Consider the following 23,887-nt stretch of genomic DNA (forward strand, 5'->3'; position numbering starts at 1 on the left):
AATAGCAAAACTTCTCCCGTCATTAACGCTACTTTACAACGTAAAAATAAAACACTTACTTAAGCGAGTGGGTATTATTAAATTAAGCTGGCTTAAAATTCAGGCAATAAAAAACCCGAGATAAACTCGGGTTTTTTTAATTCTTTCAGCAAATCACAATTACTTGATTTTTGCTTCTTTGAAAATCACGTGTTTACGTACTTTTGGATCGTACTTTTTGATTTCCATTTTTTCAGGCATGTTACGCTTGTTTTTGTCGGTAGTGTAGAAATAACCAGTACCAGCAGTAGAAACTAAACGGATCTTATCACGCATGACTCAAGCTCCTTATACTTTTTCGCCGCGAGCACGGATATCAACTAATACCGCGTCGATGCCTTTCTTATCGATAATACGCATACCTTTAGTAGTAGTACGTAATGTAACGAAACGCTTTTCGCTTTCAACCCAAAAACGGTGAGTTTGTAGGTTAGGTAAAAAACGACGCTTAGTCGCATTGCGAGCGTGTGAACGGTGGTTACCTACCGCTGGACGCTTACCTGTAACTTGACAGACTTTAGACATGTCTATTTATCTCCAATAACTTCGCTCGAGCTAAATCATTTCTTCCGAGGTTTGTGTACGTTTCTGCCCCGGAATTAATCAAAGGGCGCTCTTTATACAGCAAATACAGGCTAAGATCAAGAAACCCGATCTTTAGTTCAGCTCATGTGTAAATTTTATAGCGGCTAATTATAGTGATCTCTTGCCCCGAGGGAAAGTAAAACTTGCTTTTATTTTCACTATTTCCGCGAATTAAGCAAAACAGCCTGTTTTTTCGAGTTTTCTTTTTACAAATAGAGCTAAATTAGCCAACTAATTTCGTAAGCAAAGGTACAAAGTGACAATAAATTTTCTCACTTTGTGTCAAAGTTTTTAATTAAGCTTACTCTTGCACTAACACTTCTTGTCCTGATGTGAGTCTTTCAGCGCCTCTGGTCGCAACTTTATCGCCTAGTTTTAATTGCTCCAATGTTACAGGACGCACTTCAACTTTACTGCCTTGCCCTTGGCCAACTTCCACGGCAACTTGTTGTGCTTTATTGTCATCTTGTATTTTTACAACATGAACACCTGCTTTTCTTAAAATAAGCGCATCACGCTCAACTAATAAGCTTGGTTGTGTTTTTTCAATATTAAAATCAACATCAACAAGTTGGCCGCTGGCCCAACTCATTTTATTGTTTTTGACCAGCTTAGCGCGCACTTCAAATGTCTGCGAGCGCGAATCTGTGGCTGGAATAACTGCGCTTACCCTTGCCTTACCGGTTTGCAAATTATCAAAGCTGCCGCTACTTAAGCTAACGTTTTGGCCAACCGCTGCATATGCCAAGTACTTTACCGGTGCATAAAAGCGTACTTCCAAGTTATTGATATCAATAAAATGCACCAACTTATCGGCACGGCTTGCATCACTGCCAGCTAATAAAAAGCGTTTGCTGACTATGCCGTCAAATGGTGCAACCACTGTCGCTCGCGCCATGCGATCTTCAATTTGTTTCAGCTTCACTTTTGCCAGCTCAATATCGGTGAGTGCTAAGTCATGCTGACTTTGTACTAAATCAACTTGGTTTGCCGCTGCACTGCTGGTCTTAGCTAATTTTTTTAGCCGCTCAAGCTCTTGGCGTTGATAAGTTAAATTAACTTCAGCACGCTTAATCATAATGCGCTGCTCTGCCGCTTCTAATTCAAGCGGTAGCATTTCAATTCGCGCTATCACATCACCTTGCTTTATCTTAGCACCAGGCTCTGCAACAAAACTAAGCTTACCCGCGGTGCCAACAGTTAAATCAACATCGCCTTTACCTCTTAAGGTGCCGTTCAAAGCCACGGTTTGAACAAGTGGCGCTTGTTCGACCAATTTAACCGCAACCGTTGGTAATGCATATAAAGGTGCAACCAACAGCGATGAAGCAACTAACAGCGTATTTAATGGTTTATTCATCTTGGTATCCCCTACTTATTAGCAACCAGATCTAATTGTGTTTTATCGTTTTTAGTATTTGCTTGTTTTAATTGCGGTGGCGTTTGTTTACCTAGTAGTAATAAACTTGGCATTAAAATTAAGGTAAACATGGCACTAATTGCCATGCCGCCAACAATTACTGTCGCCAGTCCACGATAAATCTCCGAGCCAACACCCGGCATTATCATCAGTGGCAACATGCCAAATAAACTGGTTAAGGTACTTAAGTAAACCGGTCTTGCACGAATAAGTACTGCATTTTCAACCGCTTCACGGCGTGATAAACCATCACGTTCGCCTTGGCGAGTTTGATCTACTAATAAAATCGCATTGTTTACAACCAGCCCGAGTAAAATAATAAAGCCAATCATGGTCAATAAATCGAGTGACTGAAAACTCACAACATTGAGCACAGCCAGTGCCAATATGCCGCCCGCTACGGCCAGAGGCATCACTAACAGAACAAGCAAACTATCACGAGCCGATTTAAACAGCGCCGTCATCAACAAAAATAAAATAAATAGCGCCAGCACAAAGTTGCGGGCCATTTCTTCAATTGCTGAATTCATTTTTTGCGCATTACCCGCCAAAATCGCGTTCGCTGAACGAGGTAAGTTTTCACGCACAACTGGCATCACTTGTTCAGTAAGTATTTTTTGCGCCTGTTGTAAACTCATATCATTTGGCGGCGTAATTTGAATACTAACAGTACGATAGCCATTTACACGGCGTAATTGAGATGGTCCTACGGTTCGCTCAATAGTGGCTAGCTCACCCAGCGTTTGCACACCTGCCAATGGTGTTGTGATAGGTAAACTCGCTAGTTCTTCAGGGCTTTGCCATGGATTAGCACGCAAAATCACGTTCATGCGTTCGTTACCGTCAAAATATTCGCTAATAAACATACCGCTGGTAAAGGCTTGCACCGCACTTGCAACATCTCGGCGTGTTAAACCCGCTTGCGTAATGCGTCTATCATTTGGCGTGAGTCGCAGTTCTGGCTCAGCCATATTAAGAGAGGGTTGCGGCTGCGCCATTGCTTCTGGCATAGCTTTTTTTACTTCAGCAAGAGCGAATTGCGCAGTAGACATCAATTGCTCCATATCAGAGCCCTGCAAGTCGATACTTAAAGTGCGGCCGTTGCCCCCATTTGCTACTTGGATCATCGAGCCTCTAAATAAGAAGACTTGAGTATCGGGCAGCTCTGCAAATATTTCCTCGCGAGCAACTTGCATTAACTCTTCTACGCGCTGAGCATCGGCAGAATAAATAAAGCCACCCGCATTTGAACCAAACACATAGAAATTAAAATCTTTAATTGCAGGTGATTTTTCACCTAAGTAATAAGGCATTAAGCGCTGTTTTACTTTCTCAGCCAGCTCCTCTTCCATATAATCAATATTGGCACCGGCTGGTGTTACTAAACTATAAAAGAAGCCATCAGTTGGTGCGCGCGGCATAAAGTCTGTTTGCGGCACTAAGGTATATGTCACCAGCACCGCGCCACCTAACAATCCTACCACCCAAGAAACTTGCTTAGTATGAGTGCTAGTAAGTCGCATAATTAAATTAGTTAATCTACGCCAGTAGGCGTGAAATTTATCGTCGTTATTTTCATTGCTGAGTAAATATTTACTGGCAATAGGAATAATACTGATAGCACTAATTAATGAGGCAATTACCGCAATAGAAAGCGTTAACGCTAAATCTGAAAAGAGCTGACCTTCAATACCCGCCATAAATAAAATTGGTAGGAAAATCGCCACACTGGTTGCGGTAGAGGCAAATAGCGCACCACTTACTTGCACTGCGCCTTTTAACACGGCTTGCTTTCGTGCCGTACCTGCTTGCATTAATCGCGTGATATTTTCTTGCACAATAATCGCAGCATCAAGCACTAAACCTACAGCAAACGCCAATCCTGCCAACGACACCACATTTAAACTGCGGTTAAAAATACTTAGCGCTAAAAAAGCCACCATTAACGATACTGGAATTGTCGATGCAATAATTAACGTTGTACGCCAACCTCTGAAAAACAACCACAAAATGCCGCAGGCCAATAGCACACCTAAACCAAGATTACTTTTTACTAACTGTAATGCGTTACGAATATGCACAGATGCGTCGTAGCTTAATTCAATCGCCAAGCCTTCTTGGGCTAATATACCTTCATTCAACTCTTTAATTGTGGCATTCAGCTCATCTAGTACCGCAACAGTATTCGATTCATTGGCACGGGTAAGCGTAATGTAATACGCAGGTTTACCGTTTCGCAGCGTCATTGCACGGCGGTCTGTTACGGTATTTTCAATTTTAGCTACATCGCCTAAGAAAATAGCACGCTCACCTGAATAGCCAATGCGCATCTGCGCCATATTATCTAAATCATATTGCCCAGTAAAACGTACGGTATATTGACGACGGCCAACATCGGCAATACCACCTGAAGTGTCGGTTGACGACGCTAAGGTTTGGCTAATTTGGCTTAAACTAATACCCAATGCGGCCGCTTTATGAGGGTCAAAAGTAACGCGTAATTCACGTGGCCGCTCACTCGCCAAGTTAACAAATGCCACACCGGGGATTTTAGCTAAACGCGGTTGAATTAATTCATCAATTTGTTTTTGATAACGTGCCATATCGAGATGGCCACTACTTTCAGTAGGTACCACCAACAACGTTGCTGCGGTTGGCCCACCGGAGCCAGGGCCGGCATTACCACCTGCCGTAACAATTGGGTCCATGGCATCTAAAGGCAAAGGCGGTGCTTGATTTAAGCTGTTTAGCACATTTAGCATCGCCTCTTGCATATCGCTGCCAACGGCAAAGGTTAAATTAATAAACCCCTGCCCTTGATTAATTTGCGTATTAACTTCAAGCGCACCAGGTGTGTTTTTTACCGCATTTTCTAACGGTTCGATGATCACAGACTCGATTTCTTCTGGGGCAGCTTGGCGCCAGCCTGAAATAATCGTGATTTGTGGTTGCTCGATATCGGGGGTTAATTGGATAGGTAGTTTAAAGATACTAATTGTGCCAAACAGCATAATTAGCACTAAAATCACCAGCACGCTGGCTGGGTTTTTTAAGGAGCTTCGTGTGATATTCATAATGATAATACAGGGGTATAACTAGGTGTAGTCTAGTTGTTTGTACCATCATTGCTAGTTGTAAATTGTGTGTAAATATTTCGAAAAGTTGAACACACAAGGAACTAAGATAAATGACATAGAAACAAACTAAATCATCTAAAAATTAGTTTTATTATATGATTTAGTTTGACACAGTATCGATTGGTAACAGCTTATCTTTACCCCATTCGCTCCAACTGCCATCGTACACTTTCACATTATCAAACCCCGCAACCTCGGCGGCTAATGCTAAAATACACGCGGTTACACCTGATCCACAACTAAATATAAATTCTTTAGGTGCAGGAACAAGTTCGTTAAAAAGTTGTTTGAGTGTCGCTTTCTCTAACAACTCGCCTTGTTCGAGCAAGCTGGCGTAATGTAAGTTGAGCGAATTTGGAATATGGCCACTGCGCATCCCTTCACGCGGTTCTGCTTCTTGTCCGCTAAAGCGCCCATAACCTCTCGCATCAACAATTTGAATATCGTCATTGTTAATTGCATTTAGTACATAGTGCTTATCAACAAATAGTTGCTTATCATGCTGAACTTTAAAGTTACCTTTCGCTGTTGGTATCGCGTAATTTTCAACAACTTCAAAACCCTGTTGCTGCCATGCCGGTAAGCCGCCACGTAAAATAGCAATATTATCAAAGCCCATGGTTTTAAACATAAACCAAGCGCGCGCTGCAGAGAACAAACCTTGTTTATCATATACAACCAGATGCGAATCTTGATTAATTCCTAACTGCTGTATTTTATCTTCAAAAACGTGCGCACTTGGCATGGTATTAGGTGATGTTGCGGTTACATCTACAATATGTTTACTAAAGTCGAAACGTATTGCTCCTGGGATCACCCCACAGCTTTGATCTTTTAATTTATTTACCGGATTATCCATACTGGCATCAAGAACAACTAAGTTAGTGTCATCGAGGTGTTGCTTTAACCAAGTACAATCCACTTGAAAATCAGTGTTATCAAATACTGAATTAGCCATTACAAACTCAATCCTTTTACTTGTACTAAATCAAAATCAGCAAGTTCTGGTACTAGCTGTTGTAGCTTGTCTTCAGTCTCATTTAAGGTGCGTAAACAACCGCAATATTGATTCGCTTTTTGTTCGAGCTGCACAACTTTCTTTTGTAATGACTTATCGATTTCGCTGGCGATAATATCAATACGCTCACCCATACCTGTGATTTTCTGCTCGATATTGCCTTCATTTGATTCAAATGCATCACCAAGCGCAACTAAAATAGCGCCGAGCGAACCATGCACAGCAGAGTGAATTTTTTGGCTGATTTCTTTTTCAAAAAAATCATCTAATTTAGAAAGGGATTGTGGTGCGATATAGAAAAAGTCATCGCCCGCTTTAAACTTATCTTTTAGGGCAATTTCAACGTACTTTAGTTGATCTTTTAATACTTCTGGCTCTTTATCAGTAAAGCCTGTAACCACTTGTTCAATTGCTGACAAGCCTAAATTAACACCGTCGGTAGCAAGTTTAACCAGTTCAGGTACCGTACTGCGTAACCCTTTGCTGTATTCTTTTAAAACTTGCATCTCTTCATCGTTAAGCTCAACCCAACGGCCGCGAATAAACAACTGAGTGTCGTTATTTATCTGCACATTGGTTTGCCCTTTATCGACAATGCGAATAACATCATTAGTAATAATTAAGCCATGTCCGAGCTCAACATCACATAATTCATCAGCCAACGAAGCATTTGAAAACAGTAAACTTGTAATCAAAAAGACCCAAAATCGCACCAACTTCATAACAATTCTACCCCAAAGATAACTCAACAAGATTATCAAACTAACGAGGTAGATACCAAATCATTTCGCATAGCGCATTAAACGCAAGTGCACATCTGAGGTTTTGCTCCTTAGGTTTGATTTACCGCTATAAAAGGCAACAGCCCATGCTTGAGTAATACTGCCAACACCGCTTGTGTTGGTCCAATAGTTTTGCGCCAATGTTGCTGGAAATACAACATTATTAATTGCCGCATCAACGCACTGACGTTCAACAAGCGAACTTAACTCTTTAACATTCGGCAACTGCCAATCGTCAAAGCCAGCGTATTGATAATCTGCTGCAACTAGCAAGGCTTGTTGCCAAGTTAACTGCTCAGTGCCACCGGTGCAGGTGCTATTAGTCGCATCCCAAGATTGGCCAATACTACAGCGCATCCACATCAGGCCGGTTGAATTATCAATCGCGGTGCCATCTGCATTTACCGTAAATTGCGCTGTTGGTGACGTGCTAGGAATATTACCAACACATACTTGCGCATTAGCAGAACATGCAAAAATAGTTGTAGCCACAATAATCGATAATTGACTAAAAATACGCATAGTACCCTCTTTATTAATCATCATTACTGGTGTCTCGCACTAAACGTATGTAGCCAAGGTTTTGTTTAGGATAACCAATGTCTTTACCTGAAAACATATCAATCGCCCAAGCAAATGCGCTTTGCCCACCTTCAGCACTGGTTTGCATTGTCCAATACGGAAGTACACCATCAATTGCGAGTGTTGCCGAGTGCGGGAAAAAATCAGAGATCAACACACTGCCCGAGCCCTGCAGACCAAAATGCAGTAGCGAGCTTAGCTCACTATGGGTTGGTACTCGCCAATTATTACCTCCACAATAGTTAATCTCATTAACCTCAGTTACATACTGATCAAGACCACAATTAACTGTACTTGGGCAAGAAACTTGTGCGGGCGCCTCTACTCCAGCAAAACCACCATTATTAACCGTTGTTAAATACCAACTATAAGTGTTTTGCGCCTCGCGCAATTGCGTATTAGGTAATGTGCCAGTACTGGGCTGCTTAACTTCCCAAATTAACCCTGAAATATTATCTCTTACACAACTAAAGTTAATGGCATTGTCTGGCAATTCTCCGGCAAACTGATCAAGCTTGGTAAAATCAAATGCCTCGGGGCCGCTGCCAACTTTATCAAGTAACCCGGCATGAATGTCGCGGCCAAGCGCTGCATCCTGCATTGGGAATTCAGTTGAAACACAGTTAATTAACTCTTTGCTGTTATCAAAACAGCGATTCATTCCACTGTCATTAATTAAGCCAAGAGCTTTTGGTTCTGCAAGTACTTGCGTTTGTGCACTGTCAGTGCGATTGGCGCTATCAGTTACCGTTAGCTCAAATATAAGGCTTTCAGGGGCATCAACATCTGGCACAATAAACTGAGTTTGACACACATCGCTATTATCGAGCGTAACTGTTACACCTGATTGCTGAACCCAATTACAACTAAAACTACCATCAACACTGGTTGAAGCGCTTGCATCTAAGGTAACCGTGGAAAATTCTTGCGCGCTTTGGTTTGCTCCGGCGTTAGCAAAAATTAGTTGATTACTTTTTTGTAAGGTTAGCGCTAACTCGTTAGATTGCTGACCACCTTCATCGTCAGTAATGGTCAAGCGAAACGCTACTTCGTCATTTTGGGCGAGCAATGGGTGTGTAAATGTTAAATCAGCAGATGTTTTATCGGCAATGGGAATTGCCGCTCCTGCAACTTGTTGCCACAAATAACTGACTAATTGACCATTTTCATCTGGATCAAATGAGTTACTGCTAGACAATACAATAATATCGCCATATTGCGACGGTAAGCTGGTCGGCGCAGTTTGCTTAATTGAGACAACGGGTAATAAATTAACTGAGTTAATCGATACCACTAAGTTATCGCTTACCGTACGGTTATCTGGCGCAACATATTCAACTGATAACTCAATTGATTGATCTTGTTTTACATCGGGCGCGATAATTTCTTGCTTTGCTCCCTCCAGTGGAAACCCTTCTATTTGCGGCCCACTTAACTGGCGCCAAGTAAACGTACCACCTTCAGGGCTCGCAACCGCATTAACTGAAAACGTGAGTTTCTCATCGAGTGCAATATCACTTCCGGCATTAACAGACAAAGGCGCGCTGGTATTGTCATCGTTAGATGAACCTGAACCGCCACCACACCCCAGTACTAACATGGCACTTAAGCAAGTGAGCAATACGGAATGCTGTTTTCCTATGGTCATAAATAACACCTAATAAAAAGTCGTTTTCTAAAATAGAAAAATTTAATGCAAAAAAGCAGCCATAATTTTTCAACTATGACTGCTTTTTTAGAAATAAAATAATCGTTCTGAGCTACATGTAACTTTCTTGATGAACACGCACAAACAGTTTTGTACCTACCTTTGAGTAATCAACTTTATACTCTCGGCCATCCAGTGCTTGTAAAAAAAGGAGCTGTTTTTCCTCACCAAATACATCTTGCGAGCCTATTTGAACAACCTCTAAATAACGCTCTTTAGCTTCTCGGCGGTTGCGCGGCAGGCTTTCTTTGAAAGGCTGTAAACCAAAAGCTGTCACTCTAATCTTAGGATGGCCATCCCCATTAACAATCACTAAATCAAACTTTTTTTCTTTATGAATTATGGTGTTGCGACCACTTTTCACATATGCTCTGTCATCTGTCATGTTCAGCCTTTCCGATTTACACAACGCAAACCTTAATGACTTTAAATTCAAAAATTTGCGCTTATAACTATCTTTCTATTTGATGTTACTATATTTTTCTATCGTTTTCTCGGGATCTCGCAACCAGTGTTGCAATAAATTCACAAATTCATCTGCTGGGCGATCAAAGTAATTATAGGATATCAAAAAATGATAGCCATAAAGCTCGTTAAAATGCTCAAGACGATGGCTCATCATGGCGAGTAAACCATTGGATTCAAACTTATCTTGATACTGATTCGCCTCAATTAGCCAATCATCCGGCACATTACCTAACGGCCATTTAACTTTAATGCCTGCAATTAGCCAGTTGCGCTGCTCCATAATTAGCTTAAGTGCCAACCTTGGTGGCATACGCTTAATTAGTGGCGCGATTGACTTAAGCCGTAACCCCAAGCACGAAAGCTCAATGAACTGGTCATCATTTGCAATGCTGACTTGCCCTACTTCAGCGATATTATCGCGAGAAATACGCACTTTGCCGTAGCGATGATAAAACACTAAACCATTGTTGCTCAATACTAAATTATAGCGTGGTTCTGATAATTTAAAATATCCGATAAACATTGCAAACAAGGCGCCAATCACTACCGCCACATCAAAAATAGAGATGGGTTCAGGCTTTAATTTAACGAACAACAATACCAGCACCAGCACAATGCTACCGGCAACCAAAAACTCGCCACCGTATTTATGCGCCGATGCAGCTACTTTTAAACGCTTTGCCATTAGCCCCACACACTAAAATATAAACATGCCATTAAAACACCCCAAATTAATGCTGCTCTTAGCTGTTTGCAATATGGGCAATTTTTACTTTTATTTTTCATAAATTCTACGTACTCCCGGAAAAAAACACGTTTAATTCACAATATTATACGATACCTAGCACGCACAAGTTCTAAACTGTTTAGTAGAATAGTGAGCCCTGAACACTTACGAGAAACTTTTATGCACGCAAAACAATCTGGTAAAGCATTATTCCCCCTCATCTGTTTTGTTTTATTCGGTTTATGCATTTATTTGTATTTACCTGAATCGCAAGGACAACAAAACAAGCGAAATGCAAACGCAACACCAGTACAGGCGCATCAAGTGGCAATTAGCCGCCAAGCAAATATTATCGAATCGCTTGGTACTGCGCGTGCAAATCAAGCGGTAACGCTCGTTAGCGCACAATCCGACTATATTAAAAATATCTTTTTTGATGATGGCGACACCGTTAAAAAAGGCCAGTTGCTGGTTGAACTTCAAGATGCCGAAGAGAAAACCCGCGTTGAAGAACTTGAAATTCTGTTAAAAGAAGAGAACCGCAAATTAAAGCGTTTACAACAGCTGGCAAAAACACAAGCAACTGCACGCTCTGCACTTGATGAGCAAGAGGCAAGCTATGAGGCAACCAAAACACAACTGGCTAGCGCTAAAATTAAACTTGCTGAAATGAAGCTATACGCCCCATTTAGCGGCAAACTTGGCTTGCGAGAAGTATCTACAGGTACCTTTGTAAATACCAGTACAGAAATCACCACTTTGGATGATACCAGCGTGATTAAAACCGATTTTAATGTACCAGAGAAATACCTCGCACAAATCGCCATTGGTATGACAGTTACCGCAACAAGCCCAGCTTATCCAACAAAAACCTTCAGCGGTACAGTGTCGCACATTGCCAGCCGTATTGATGCCGCAACACGCAGCGTAAAAATTACCGCTAACTTTGATAACAAAGATAACATGCTACGCACTGGCATGCTGCTTTACACGCAATTAGAGTTAAGCGCAGAAAACACCTTGATGGTGCCTGAGAAGTCGCTTATTCCACAGCAAGACAAACACTTTGTTTATGTCATTAACGATAACGTAATTGAGAAACGTCAAGTCACCATTGGCCTGCGCCGCGGTGGTTGGGTTGCCATTGGCAGCGGTTTAAGCGAAGGCGAACAGATTGTTACTGAAGGTATTATTAAAGTCAGACCAAATAGCCAAGTAACGATTAAGGAGATGCTGAAATGATTTTAACCGACATTTCAGTTAAACGCCCGGTCTTTGCAACCGTAATAAACTTACTGCTACTTACTTTTGGTTTAGTTGCATTTTCAATGCTTCCGCTAAGAGAGTACCCAGATATTGATACACCAATTGTGTCAGTAAGCACTAGCTACACAGGTGCTTCTTCTGAGGTTATCGAAACCAAAATTACCCAAGTATTAGAAAACCGTATTTCAGGTATTGAAGGTGTTAAAAGTATTAACTCTTCAAGCCGAAATGGGCGCTCAAACATTACCATTGAATTTAATATTGACCGTGATATTGATGCGGCTGCCAACGATGTACGCGAACGTGTTTCACGCGCTCTTGATAGCTTACCCGAGCAAGTACGCCCGCCCGAAGTGTCAAAATCCGACAGCGATGAAAGCCCAATTGCATGGTTTGTATTAAACAGTACATCAATGAATTCATTGCAACTGTCTGATTACGCCCAGCGTTATATTGTTGATAGGCTTGCGGTCGTAGATGGCGTAGCCAATGTGCGCCTTGGTGGTCAACGCGAATATTCGATGAAAGTGTGGTTAAACCGTGATGCAATGGCCGCTAAAGGGGTTACCGCTGATGAAATTGAGCGCGTACTACGTCAAGAAAACGTTGAATTACCAGCCGGTGAAATTGAATCGGTAGATCGCGATTTCACCGTGCGTATTGCGCGCAGCTATAAATCGCAAAGTGACTTTCAAAACTTAGTAATAAAACGCGGTGACAGTGGTTACTTAGTGCGTTTAAAAGAAGTGGCTAACGTAAAACTTGAAGCAGTTGATGAAGAAAACCTATTTCGCGGTAACGGCAAAGACATGATAGGCCTTGGTATTGTTAAGCAAGCCAAAGCTAACACCTTAACCGTAGTTGAAAAAGCACGCGAAGAAATAGAAAAAATTAAGCGTTCATTACCTGAAGGCACCACCATTCAAGACAGTTACGATTCATCTATTTTTATCCGTGAGTCGATTTCTGAGGTATATCGCACACTCGCTATTGCAATGGCGTTAGTGGTTGCGGTTATCTTTTTATTCTTAGGTAGCGTGCGCGCAACCCTTATTCCGGCAATTACCGTACCTGTTGCGCTGATTGGTAGCTTTACTTTTCTTTACGGCATGGGTTACTCAATTAACTTACTTACCTTACTCGCCTTAGTACTGGCAATTGGTTTAGTGGTAGATGATGCCATTGTAATGCTTGAAAACATTCACCGCCGTGTTGAACTTGGTGAGCCGCCACTGCTTGCGGCCTATCGCGGTGCACGTGAAGTCGGCTTTGCGATTGTTGCAACGACATTAGTACTGGTGTCGGTATTTGTGCCGTTAGTCTTTATGGAAGGTCGAATTGGTAGCTTATTTACTGAATTTGCTATGGCCACCAGCGCAGCGGTAATTTTCTCAAGCTTAACCGCACTCACATTATCGCCAGCGCTGTGCTCTAAAGTTTTAAAGCCAAGTGAAAAAGCATCCAAGTTTAGTCATAAAATTGATGCACTATTTGGCAAAGTTGAAAACGGCTACGAAAATTTACTGCGTAACAACGTGGCTAGTAGCAAAAGTATGTTGCTACTTCTTATTTTTGCGGGTCTTGCCAGTTACTTACTATTTAAACAATTGCCATCGGAACTCACTCCAAAAGAAGACCGCGGTACTTTCTTTATAATGATGAATGGTCCTGAGGGCGCAAGCTACGAAAATAACGCACAAAACATGGCTCAGATTGAAGAAAAGCTGATGCCGTACCAAGAAAATGGTGAGTTAAGTCGCGTACTTATTCGTGTTCCTGGCTGGGGTGGCCGTGGCGGTGTTGCTATTGTGGGTATGGCCGATTGGGACGAACGCAAACGCGATACATGGCAAGTAATGGGCGAAATTAGCGGTAAATTAACCGATGTTACCGATGTGCGCGCCTTTGCCATTATGCGCTCTGGTGTTGGCGGGCGTGGTAACAGTCGCCCGGTTGAGTTTGTATTGCAAGGTAACAGCTACGAAGAACTGGCCGATTGGCGTGACCGTATTCTAGCCCGTGCCCGTGAAAATAAAGGGCTAGTGCGTCTTGACCACGATTACAAAGAGACCTTTCCGCAGTTTTTAGTCAGTATTGATAAGAATAAAGCGGCAGATCTGGGCATTAGCATTTCGCAAATTGGTCGCACTCTTGAATCTATGCTAGGTCAGCGCCGAGTCACCACGTTTATTGATCGCGGTGAAGAATACGATGTAATTTTAAAAGGCACTAAAGCGGACTTTTCAGACCCTAAGAATATTTCGTCGATTTATCTAAAATCACGTAACAATGATTTAGTGCCACTGGATAGCTTAATTTCAATTGATGAGCAAGCAACGGCTGCGCGATTAAACCGTTATAACCGTATGCGCGCTATTACCATTAGCGCCAACCTTGCAGCTGATTACTCACTAGCTGAAGCACTTGATTTCCTAAACCAAGTGGCAATGGAAGAAAACGACATTGAAGGCGCGATTGATTACAAAGGCGAATCGCAAATGTTCTACGAAGGCGCATCAGCAATGACCTATGTGTTTATTTTAGCGCTCACGGTTACTTTCTTAGTACTTGCAGCGCAATTTGAGAGCTTTGTGCACCCGTTAGTAATTATGCTTACAGTACCACTTGGCTTAGTTGGCGCACTAACTGGGTTATTCTTTACCGATTCCAGCCTTAATATTTACAGCCAAATTGGTATTGTAATGTTGATAGGATTAAGCGCGAAAAACGGTATTTTAATCGTTGAATTTGCGAACCAACTACGTGATAAAGGCATTGCCTTTAACGAGGCTTTAATCAGCGCATCAAAACAGCGCCTACGCCCAATTATTATGACCTCTTTAACCACAGTAATGAGCTCGGTACCACTGGTGTTGGCATCTGGTCCAGGGTCTGAAAGCCGTATGGTTATTGGTATTGTTATTTTAACCGGTGTGGTTGTGGCAACCTTGCTAACACTATTTGTTATTCCAAGTGCGTATTACATGCTGGCGCGTAACACACAATCGCCAGAAACCACTGAGAAAGCAATTAACGATCAAGCCAGCGATCATCCGCTATAAAACTACCGAGTGGTAGCTACTCTAAACTTAGCTACCACTCTATTTCTTGCCCATCCCACGCAAAGAATTTTCCACTGTCTTTTTCATTAACCTGAAACATTAAGCGAATTAAACATTCCGCGCTAAATTGTGCAGTAAACAATTTATTTTCCGGTACATTACGTTGAAATGGTTTCGACAACTTGGTATCAGTTGTGCCTGGATGAAAGGCAATCACACACACCTTATTGCTACTTCGAGCCAGTTCCACACTCGCGGTTTTGATTGCCATATTAAGTGCCGCTTTAGCCATACGGTAACTGTACCAACCACCTAAGCGGTTATCGCTTATGCTGCCAACTCGCGCTGATAAAAATGCCAATTTACACTCTTTTGCCAGTGATTTTTGTAAATGTACTAAGTAGGTGAGCGGTGCAAATGCGTTGGCTTGCATTAATGCCATTGCCGAATCAACACGCCATTGTGATAGATTTTTTTCGGGTTGAATTTCCTCTTGATGCAATAAACCCAAACAACAAAAGACATAATCGAACTTAATTGATAATGTCGCTAAACAGCTTGCTACCTGCTGTTCATTGTGGTTTTCGACTAACAACACATTAAAGCGTTTATCGCTTACAAGAGTCGGGTTGCTAGAAATAATGGTAATGTTGTGTTCGTCGTCTTGTTGGCTTAACAGCTCAGCAACAGCCAAACCTATGCCGCCCGCCCCAATAATTAAACTTTGTTTCATCTTGCCGTCCCTTGTCTAACTGTATTAATCTTTACGCAACTAACAAGAAAATAGATTAAACAATAATGCAAACAGCAATTTTTGGTGGTGGCTGCTTTTGGTGTATTGATGCGGCATTTCGCCGTTTAAAAGGCGTGCAATCGGTGCTATCAGGTTACAGTGGTGGTCATTTAGATAACCCAACTTATCAAGATATTTGTACCGGCTTATCCGGTCATGCCGAAGTGGTGAAAATTGAATTTGATGAGCAAGTCATTAGCTACTCAACACTATTACAAATCTTTTTTGAGTTACACGATCCAACACAATTAAACCGCCAAGGTAATGATGTAGGTACACAATACCGCAGTGTTATTTTTTATCTTGATGATGTTCAAAAGCTAGCGAGCTTAAAAATGCTGGCAAGTCAGCAAGCACTTTTTGCAGACAAAATTGTCACTGAGCTAAGCCCTGCGACACTTTTTTATAGTGCTGAAACATATCACCAAGACTATTACCGCGATAACCCTAATCAACCTTATTGCAGTATTATGATTGGTCCTAAATTAGCTAAGTTCTCAGCTAATTATGAGGCATTACTAACGCAATAAAAAAAGCCGCAACTTGCGGCTTTTTTTACAAAATGAATCGCAGTTAAATCACACGATTAAAAATCGTACGCGATACCAACAAATAACTGACGACCAATTTCGTTGTAGTGGTAAAACGCATCATTTACCCAATCGCCATCGATATCTACGCCATAACCTTGACTTGGAATGTACTCTTTATCAAATAGATTTTCGATGCGAGCACTCACGGTTAATTGCTGTTGAATTTGATAGTTTGCAGCTAAGTCCCACACAATGCGCGATGGGATTTTATTAATCAGCGTCGATTTTTGCTCTGATTGATACGCAACACTTAAATTAATATCTAAATCTTGCCACTGCTTAGCGATGCTGTAACGTACATTTTCTTTTGCAACAAATGGTAAGTCACTATATTTTTCAAGAGCGGTTGGTGAGTTATCCACTTTCTGCGCGTCGATATAGCTTACATTAAGGGTGTTATCAAAACCGTAAAAAGCAAAATTGGTGGTTAGCTCTACGCCTTCATAACGAGCTTCGGCAATGTTAAATGGTGACCAACGATATGGGTTATCCGCTGTTGGTGCTGGTGCCCACGCAATTTTATTGGTTAGCTCGTTACGAAATGCCGCAACATCCACACTTAAGCTATCAAAATCAATACGTAAGCCAAGCTCACGGTTAACTGATGTTTCAGCTTCAAGTTCTGGGTTACCTGAACCTGGGTAGTATAAGTCGTTGAACGTAGGTGCTTTAAAGCCAGAGCTTTGACTTACACGCAGTACCGCGTCTTGATGCAGGTAAATACCACCCGCAATGTTATACGTTTGCTCAGATCCAACTTCATCATAATCATCATGACGCACAGCCACATTAGCTAAAAAGTTGCCGTCATCGTAGTACGCGCCACCAAATGCTGCATAAGCATTGCGACTTTTTTCATCATAACTGCTCGTTGTATCAATCTTGTCTTGATGCCAGTTTAAGCCGCCATTAAAGTCGATTTGCTCAGATAACTGATATGTCGATAAATAATCTAGCTGTACACGCTCTGTTGCAAAGCGGCTAGTTGGTTTAGTGCCAAACGTATCATCTTGATCTTGGCTAAACGCAACATCTACTTTATGGCTAGAGTCACCTAACTGTTTAAACCAATTAGCATTTACATGATAGTTTTCATATTCGGTTTTATCTAATGTAGACTCTTGATAATCAAAATAATTATCAAACTCTACTTCGCCCGTTGAATACTGAGCAATAAAACCTAATCTACCTAACAATTCATTATTATGAGTAAGGTTTAGCCCTAGGTTTAAGTTGTCGTAACTGTCTTTATCTGGATCTGCAAAGTTTGTTGCATCGTTTTCCAATACGTCAAACCCTTCTGTGCGCTCATAACCTGCATTCAGCGCGATATCCACGTATTCTGTAGTAAAACGTGACGTGCCTTCTAAGCTCGCGTAACTATTTGAACCCGTTGTTAATGCAATGCTGTGACCTTGTGATTGACGCGTAATAATATTAATAACACCCGCTAACGCATCAGAACCATATTGTGCTGCGCGAGAGCCTTTTACTACTTCAATACGCTCAACTGCATTTAATGGCAACGTTGATAAGCTTTTATAACCTAAGGTTGCTGAGCCTACGCGCACACCATCAATTAAAATAAGCGAGTAACGAGATTCTAAGCCACGTACAAACAGGCTCGCATTTTGCCCTTGCCCACCGTTACGGTTTACTTGAATGCCCGCTTGCGTTTCTAACACACTTAACACATCACGCACATTTAATTGCTCAATTTGCGCACGGTCAATAACTTGCACGCTTGCCAGAGTTTGGTCAATTGATTGCTCAAGCTTATTCGCGGTAACAACAATAGTTTCAATATCATGCTGTGTTTGAGCATCAGTTGTGTTAGCTGCAACGAATGAAGAAGACAAGGCAAGGCTAAGCGCCAAACCTAACTTAGATTTGTGATACATATTATCCCCTTGTGCCCACCGCACAATGTTAATCGTTTTAAGAAACCAATTGGCCGGTCTCCGGGCTGAGCATTTTATTTAATACAAAATACATCACCGTTGCGGGGGCAGCGTTGGACTTAATAAGGCAAAGACTTATGCACCAACTTCCCGATTATCCGTTGTTATGTTTGACCCGCTATTTTACTGAAGCGAAAGAGCAAAAATTTAACGGCACCAATAGGCTATAAATTTAGGCGCGTATTGTGGAGGGGATAAGTGAAAATGTCAATTTTAGAAGTCTAAACCGCTAAAAACAGCTGATAAACTGTTCCCTTATTGTTTCTATAAAAGGTCATTTAGGAGTAAACTTTATTACTCACACAGTGACAATAGATTTGTAACGGATTCAACTATGAAACAGTTAACTAAGGTACTTCTTGCCTGTAGTGCATTTTTGACTCTACACGTAAGTGCATTACAACCGCCCACGCAAGAGCAGCTAAAACGCTATAAAGCCGAAAAAACGCTTAGCCAGCGCGCTTTGCAAGCAAAATCATATGGTAACCACCAGCGTTTACACCATTTGCCGCAACTGCGAACAATGCAAAATAAAGCAGATGAAGCAAACCCATTTGAAGGGTATTTTCCAAGTTTAGGCACGCCTAAAATGTTGGTGCTACTAGTTGAATTTCCCGATTACTTACACAATGAAAGCAACTCTCAAAGCGCAATTAACAGTAAAATTTTTGGTGAGGGCAACGCCAGCAGTTTCCCGTTTGAAAGCCACCGCGCATTTTACCAGCGTTCGTCATATAACAAACTTGATATTCAAGGTAACGTACTTGATTGGTATAAAACCGATTACAACCGCCCGCTTGACGATGGCACAAATGCCGCAGAGGTAAAGCAGCAAATCATCAAAGAAGCAATTGAACACCATGATGCGCTTGGCCATGACTTTAGCCAATACGATAACGACGGCGACGGCGACATCGATTACGTTGCAGTGATTTGGACGGGCCCTCCTGGCGAATGGGCAAGCCTTTGGTGGGGTACTTTCTCAGGTTTTGGCGACAATTCATTTACCGTCGATGGTAAAACCATCAGCACAATTTCATGGCAATGGCTGGCCTATTCGGAAGGACAAGCATTTTCGCCGCTTGTACTTATTCATGAAACCGGCCATGCACTTGGCCTGCCTGATTACTACGATTACGACGACAGCATTGGTCCACGTGGTGGTACAGGTGGTATGGATATGATGGATAATAACAGTTCAGATCACAGTGCATTTAGTAAATTTGCGCTTGGCTGGCTGACGCCACAGTTTGCATCAACTTCAGATACCAACTATCAACTTTCAGCCACATCAACTAACCAAGATGCGCTTATTTTACGCAGCGACACAAGTGCCACCAATAAATACGACGAATATTTTATTGTGCAATACCGTGATAGAAGCGGTAACGACCTAAACTTAAGCGCTGAAGGTTTAAATATTTGGCACATAAATTCAGAGCTCAATAGCTGGGGCTACTTTGCCAACGATAATAGCTACTCTGACAACAAACTTATTCGCCTTATTCAAGCTGATAACTTAAATGAAATTGAGCTAGCTGCGGCCTACGCTGATGAAAACGATGTATTTACTACGGGCGATAGCTTTTCACCTTTAACCCTGCCAGCGAGTAAAAACTATGCCGCAAAACATACCGGCGTAGACATTCAAAACCTCAATACCGATGGCAATAGCGCTACGTTTAATGCACAGGTTTACCCTAGCATTGCGACGATTTCGGTCGGTTCTATTAGTGATAAATCACTGATAGCACATAATGCACAAGCAACCATTAGCAGTGACGACTTATCTCAAGTTGATCATATTGAATTGTTAATTAACGGCGAACTTAAAAAAACACTATCTACACCATTTGAAGTGAATTTTGCAGAGCTTATTACTGAGAATGGCCAACTAAACTTGCAGTTAAATGCCGTTACCGCAGAAGGTTATAAAAGCGCTGAATACTTGAAAGTATTCGCATACAACGGTGAATCTTCAGCAGTGCACTTTCATTTAGATCATTCATTAAATGCCGAAACAAAACAAGTTTACGATAGCTTGACCTTACCAGTTTACTATTCAGACTTTCTATTCCCGCTAACCAGCACCAATTTTAAATTTGTCTCTGTTGATTTTGGTGAGTCTCGCACGCCCTGGAATAGACTCGACGATGGCACACTGCAAGCATTCGGCCGTGACCGTAAAGCAAGCAGTGAAGAAGTATCATTTATTGATAACTACTCGCGCTTTAACAGCAAGCTTATTATTGCCGGTGAAAATGTCCTTAGCCTATCGCCTGAACTTAGCAATGCACTCGATTTAACGGTAACCAGCGCTGATGTTCGTGTTGAGCAAGTGGAAAGTATCGCGCTTAATAATGGGCAAACCGTCAGCCAAACTATCATTGCTGAGGATAGCATCTCACCGCCAAGCTCTGAGTTTATTACACAACAAAATGCAACAACCTTTCTTAACGCGAAAGGTGTGTTTTATGATGACATTGAAGGTAAATGGAAAAATGAGTTTGGCCCGTGTGGCATTCAAGGTGCTATCAATAACAGCAAACTAATTGTGAATACTTGCTCACTAAGTCATTTATCTGCTGGCAGTAAGTCTGCGCTGATTTCACATTACCTTGATTACCTTGAAGTTGAAGACACGGTAGACAACAACCTGCTACCGATTATTCAACTTGAAACCACTCATTATGTTACCGAAGGTGAAGCTGTGGCGCTAAGCGCAACTGTGAGCGATGCTGATAACGATCCTATCACGCTAGCTTGGCAGCAAATATCAGGTACCGAAGTGTCAATTGCAGATAGCACAAGTGCAAACCTAAACTTTACCGCACCGCAAGTGCAAGCAGACGAAAGCTTAACATTCTCGCTCACAGCAGATGATGGCAAAGGTAGTACAACCGCATACATCACTGTAAACGTTATCAATGTAAATAAGCTTCCAGTTGTCGAAATTGATGCACCTCAATCAGTATTAGCTAATGAGCTAGTGACTATTTCCGTCTCAGCGACAGATGAAGACGGCGATGCACTAACCTATGAGTGGCAACAAATCTCAGGCCCTGCAATTGATTTAGCAGGTAATGCCAGCAACACACTTAGCTTTACAGCACCAGATGTAGCAAGTGATACCGCTATTAAGTTGTTTGTGTCAGTATCTGACGGTAAGGGCTCTTCAGGTGTTCATATTTCAATTGACATCAAGCGCTCAAATCAAGCGCCGGTAGTTACAATCGGTAATGATATATCAGTAAATGAAGGTGCAACGGTCACGTTAACCGCAGAGTCGAGCGACCCAGATGGTGATGAACTCTATTACAACTGGAAACAAACCAGTGGTCCGGCAGTGAATTTAACCAGTACAGATGAGGCAAACTTAGTTTTCACAACACCTAGCGTTGATAGCGATCAAGTACTTACATTTGAAGTTACAGTGAGCGACCAATTACTAACGAGCACAGCAAGTGTTCAAGTAACTGTTAAAAACATTGCTCCTCCAACTGCTGAAGCAACATCAAGTTCTTCAAGCGGTAGTTTATTTGCAATGTTAGGGCTTCTCACTCTAATTAGCTTACGCAGACGAAGTTAAGATTAATTGACCCATCCTAGCATGGGTTGACACTTTTAATATTAAAACGCTCGATGCACTTCATCGGGCGTTTTGTATTTTAAAGCCGTGTGTGGCCTTCTTTGATTATAGATATCAATGGATTGTTTCACCATTTTCGCAGCTTCTTCCAAGTTATTAGGCTTTGTCAGTAAATACTCGTTTTTCAGTATACCGTTTACGCGTTCCGCCAAGGCATTTTGGTAGCAGTCATATCCATCTGTCATTGAGCACGTTATGCCATATTCTTCGTGTATGCGTTGGTATTCATGTGAGCAATATTGAATACCTCTATCTGAATGATGGATAAGAGGTGAAGTGACTTTTCTATTTTTTAACGCTTGTTTAAACGCCTGTTTTACTGAACTCGTTTTTAAATTATCACTTAGGCTATAACCCACTATTTTTCTAGAGTAAGCATCTGTTACTAGACTTAGATAGGACTCGCATTCTTTCGTTGGCAGGTAAGTGATATCCGCCACCCATAATTGCTCTGGACGAGTTAATTCAATCCCATCTTTTATGATGTTTGGGTGTTTATAAAATCGATGCAGACTCTGTGTTGTTCGGTGATAGGCGCGCTTAGTTAGCACTAATAAGCGGTTTACTCTCAGTAAGGCAAACAAGTGGTCTCGGCCAATGTGTAGCTCTGACTGTTGCATTATGTACTGTAACTTTCTGGTACCAATGCGAGGATGAGTCATCCGCTGTGCCTTTACGAACGATAATACTCGTTGCTCAAACTGCTCTTTTATTACCGCCACTTTACAGCGTTTATAATAAGCTTGTCGTGTTATACCCAAGTACTTACACGCCTTGGTCACTGACAGTTTGGCTATGACTTTTGATTCAACAACCTGTCGCGTTGCTTTTTTGTGATACGTACCCCAAAGTCTTTATCAAGCACATCGACAATTTTCTCGAAGAACTCGGCTTTTAACTTGGTATCTTCTAACTCTTTCTCAAGGGCTTTAATCTTTTGCTCTGGTGTTAAATCTTTAGGCTCTGACATACCGGTAGCCTCACTCATGTGATTAGGTGTTCCCTTACTCCAATCTAGTCGACCATGCTTACGAAGCCAAACTAAAACTGTTGAAGCACCTTGGATACCATAGTGGTCTTGCGCTTGTTTGTATGTACACTCGCCTTTTTCTACTTTTTCCACAATTGATAATTTAAAGGCAAGTGAATAATCTTTTTGAGTTCTCTTAGATATAGGGTTCATAACATTCTCCAAATTTAAGTTGGAAAAGTGTCAACCGTATTTAGGACTGGTCAAATCCATAAAAAAAGAGCCATAAATGTGGCTCTTTTTTTTGATTTAAACCGCTAAAACAATTGGTGATTTTGAAAATCCACCTAGAGCGTGCTGACCTTTTCGGTATGAAATTTGTTCACATCCAAAGCATTCTGATCGAGGCGTTGGCTTGCAGGCATAGTGGTCTGCGTCAAAAGCCAGCAACAAAGAGCAGGGTGTTTTGGGTTGAACCCTACTGGCAGCACATTTGCAGTATTTCTACGGCGTTATCGCTCTTTTATGTAGAATAACTACACGTCAATCGTGATGCCTTGTACAAATTGTGCAAATATTGCTGCAAAATCATGCAGTAAAGTTCGGCACGCTCTACTAATCGCGGAAATTTTTAAACTGGAACGGTTGCCCTAATTCAGCTTCGCGAACGAGTTGCATAATTGCTTGTAAGTCATCGCGTTTTTTACCTGTTACGCGCACTTCTTCACCTTGAATCGCAGACTGTACTTTTACTTTTGAATCTTTAATCAGCTTCACAATTTTTTTGGCAATATCTTTTTCAATACCCTGCTTGATAAACACTTGCTGAGAATACGTTTTACCTGTGTGAACCACATCTTTTACTTCAAAGCTTTTTACATCTAAGCCGCGCTTTACTGCTTTTGCCGCTAAAATATCAAACATCTGATTAAGCTGAAAATCAGAATCAGCTTTCATCGTGATAATTTCTTTACCAAATTCAAATGAGGCTTCAACACCTCTAAAATCGTAACGCGTATCTAATTCACGATTTGAATTATCAACCGCGTTTTTTGCTTCAGTCATTTCCACTTCAGAAACGATATCAAATGAAGGCATAGTTATCTCCGTAATGTGCTAATGGTGCG

The 23,887-nt window shown here is 41.6% G+C and carries 18 protein-coding genes and 1 riboswitch; of the genes, 4 read left to right on the top strand and 14 right to left on the bottom strand.

Annotated features, from left to right (window positions below; all coding sequences use genetic code 11):
* Positions 1-159 precede the first annotated feature (159 nt).
* The 10 genes from rpmG to ACXAFE_RS11910 form a co-directional block, all read right to left on the bottom strand.
* The gene (gene rpmG, locus ACXAFE_RS11865) at positions 160-315 is read right to left on the bottom strand and encodes a 50S ribosomal protein L33 (protein WP_005493124.1); all 156 of its coding nucleotides are present in this window, start codon (positions 313-315) and stop codon (positions 160-162) included.
* 12 nt (positions 316-327) lie between these two features.
* On the bottom strand, positions 328-564 hold the full coding sequence (gene rpmB, locus ACXAFE_RS11870) for a 50S ribosomal protein L28 (RefSeq protein WP_010562023.1): 237 nt from the start codon (positions 562-564) through the stop codon (positions 328-330).
* 361 nt (positions 565-925) lie between these two features.
* Positions 926-1,984, bottom strand: a complete 1,059-nt coding sequence (locus tag ACXAFE_RS11875; RefSeq protein ID WP_475152813.1) for an efflux RND transporter periplasmic adaptor subunit — start codon at positions 1,982-1,984, stop codon at positions 926-928.
* Positions 1,985-1,995: 11 nt separating this feature from the next.
* Positions 1,996-5,118 (bottom strand): efflux RND transporter permease subunit, encoded by a 3,123-nt coding sequence (locus ACXAFE_RS11880; RefSeq protein WP_475152817.1) that lies wholly within the window; start codon positions 5,116-5,118, stop codon positions 1,996-1,998.
* Positions 5,119-5,281: 163 nt separating this feature from the next.
* Positions 5,282-6,139, bottom strand: a complete 858-nt coding sequence (locus ACXAFE_RS11885; RefSeq protein ID WP_475152822.1) for a sulfurtransferase — start codon at positions 6,137-6,139, stop codon at positions 5,282-5,284.
* A complete protein-coding gene (locus tag ACXAFE_RS11890) occupies positions 6,139-6,921 on the bottom strand; it encodes a YggN family protein (RefSeq protein ID WP_475152827.1) in 783 nt (260 codons plus the stop codon). Before ACXAFE_RS11890 ends, ACXAFE_RS11885 begins: the two co-directional genes overlap by 1 nt.
* A 60-nt stretch (positions 6,922-6,981) precedes the next feature.
* Positions 6,982-7,503, bottom strand: a complete 522-nt coding sequence (locus tag ACXAFE_RS11895) for an Lcl C-terminal domain-containing protein (protein ID WP_475152830.1) — start codon at positions 7,501-7,503, stop codon at positions 6,982-6,984.
* 13 nt (positions 7,504-7,516) lie between these two features.
* Complete coding sequence (locus tag ACXAFE_RS11900; RefSeq protein WP_475152832.1) at positions 7,517-9,211, bottom strand: Lcl C-terminal domain-containing protein; 1,695 nt, start codon at positions 9,209-9,211, stop codon at positions 7,517-7,519.
* 112 nt (positions 9,212-9,323) lie between these two features.
* Positions 9,324-9,656: a hypothetical protein gene (locus ACXAFE_RS11905; protein WP_237131428.1), complete on the bottom strand. Its 333-nt coding sequence runs from the start codon at positions 9,654-9,656 to the stop codon at positions 9,324-9,326.
* A gap of 75 nt (positions 9,657-9,731) precedes the next feature.
* Positions 9,732-10,424, bottom strand: coding sequence for a DUF2982 domain-containing protein (locus ACXAFE_RS11910; protein WP_475152839.1), 693 nt, complete (start codon positions 10,422-10,424; stop codon positions 9,732-9,734).
* Between the two features lie 222 nt (positions 10,425-10,646).
* On the opposite strand from ACXAFE_RS11910, the gene ACXAFE_RS11915 reads away from it, so the two are divergent.
* Positions 10,647-11,708 (top strand): efflux RND transporter periplasmic adaptor subunit, encoded by a 1,062-nt coding sequence (locus ACXAFE_RS11915; protein WP_475152842.1) that lies wholly within the window; start codon positions 10,647-10,649, stop codon positions 11,706-11,708.
* The gene (locus tag ACXAFE_RS11920) at positions 11,705-14,794 is read left to right on the top strand and encodes an efflux RND transporter permease subunit (protein ID WP_475152847.1); all 3,090 of its coding nucleotides are present in this window, start codon (positions 11,705-11,707) and stop codon (positions 14,792-14,794) included. Before ACXAFE_RS11915 ends, ACXAFE_RS11920 begins: the two co-directional genes overlap by 4 nt.
* Before the next feature lie 31 nt (positions 14,795-14,825).
* Here ACXAFE_RS11920 and ACXAFE_RS11925 read toward each other — a convergent pair whose 3' ends face one another.
* Positions 14,826-15,527 (bottom strand): SDR family NAD(P)-dependent oxidoreductase, encoded by a 702-nt coding sequence (locus tag ACXAFE_RS11925; RefSeq protein WP_475152850.1) that lies wholly within the window; start codon positions 15,525-15,527, stop codon positions 14,826-14,828.
* 65 nt (positions 15,528-15,592) lie between these two features.
* Here ACXAFE_RS11925 and msrA point away from each other — a divergent pair, with 65 nt between their 5' ends.
* Entirely contained in the window at positions 15,593-16,117 is a 525-nt protein-coding gene (msrA, locus tag ACXAFE_RS11930) for a peptide-methionine (S)-S-oxide reductase MsrA (protein WP_475152853.1), read from the top strand.
* A gap of 56 nt (positions 16,118-16,173) precedes the next feature.
* On the opposite strand, the gene ACXAFE_RS11935 is transcribed toward msrA, so the two are convergent.
* Positions 16,174-18,081 carry a TonB-dependent receptor domain-containing protein gene (locus ACXAFE_RS11935; RefSeq protein ID WP_475152857.1) on the bottom strand — a complete coding sequence of 636 codons (1,908 nt, stop codon included), beginning with the start codon at positions 18,079-18,081 and terminating at the stop codon, positions 16,174-16,176.
* A 34-nt stretch (positions 18,082-18,115) separates the two neighbouring features.
* A riboswitch (cobalamin riboswitch) is annotated at positions 18,116-18,275 on the bottom strand.
* Positions 18,276-18,475: 200 nt separating this feature from the next.
* Between ACXAFE_RS11935 and ACXAFE_RS11940 the strand changes: the two genes are divergently transcribed.
* Positions 18,476-21,730, top strand: a complete 3,255-nt coding sequence (locus ACXAFE_RS11940; RefSeq protein ID WP_475152859.1) for a M6 family metalloprotease domain-containing protein — start codon at positions 18,476-18,478, stop codon at positions 21,728-21,730.
* Between the two features lie 41 nt (positions 21,731-21,771).
* On the opposite strand, the gene ACXAFE_RS11945 is transcribed toward ACXAFE_RS11940, so the two are convergent.
* Positions 21,772-22,973 (bottom strand): IS3 family transposase gene (locus ACXAFE_RS11945; protein ID WP_475149860.1). Its coding sequence is split into 2 segments (ribosomal slippage): positions 21,772-22,625 and positions 22,625-22,973, totalling 1,203 coding nucleotides; the frame shifts between segments, so codons are not numbered across the junction.
* Positions 22,974-23,375: 402 nt separating this feature from the next.
* Positions 23,376-23,858 (bottom strand): YajQ family cyclic di-GMP-binding protein, encoded by a 483-nt coding sequence (locus tag ACXAFE_RS11950; RefSeq protein ID WP_054981465.1) that lies wholly within the window; start codon positions 23,856-23,858, stop codon positions 23,376-23,378.
* Between the last annotated feature and the right edge of the window lie 29 nt (positions 23,859-23,887).

The sequence above is a fragment of the Pseudoalteromonas sp. ABV4_021 genome (assembly GCF_056159365.1).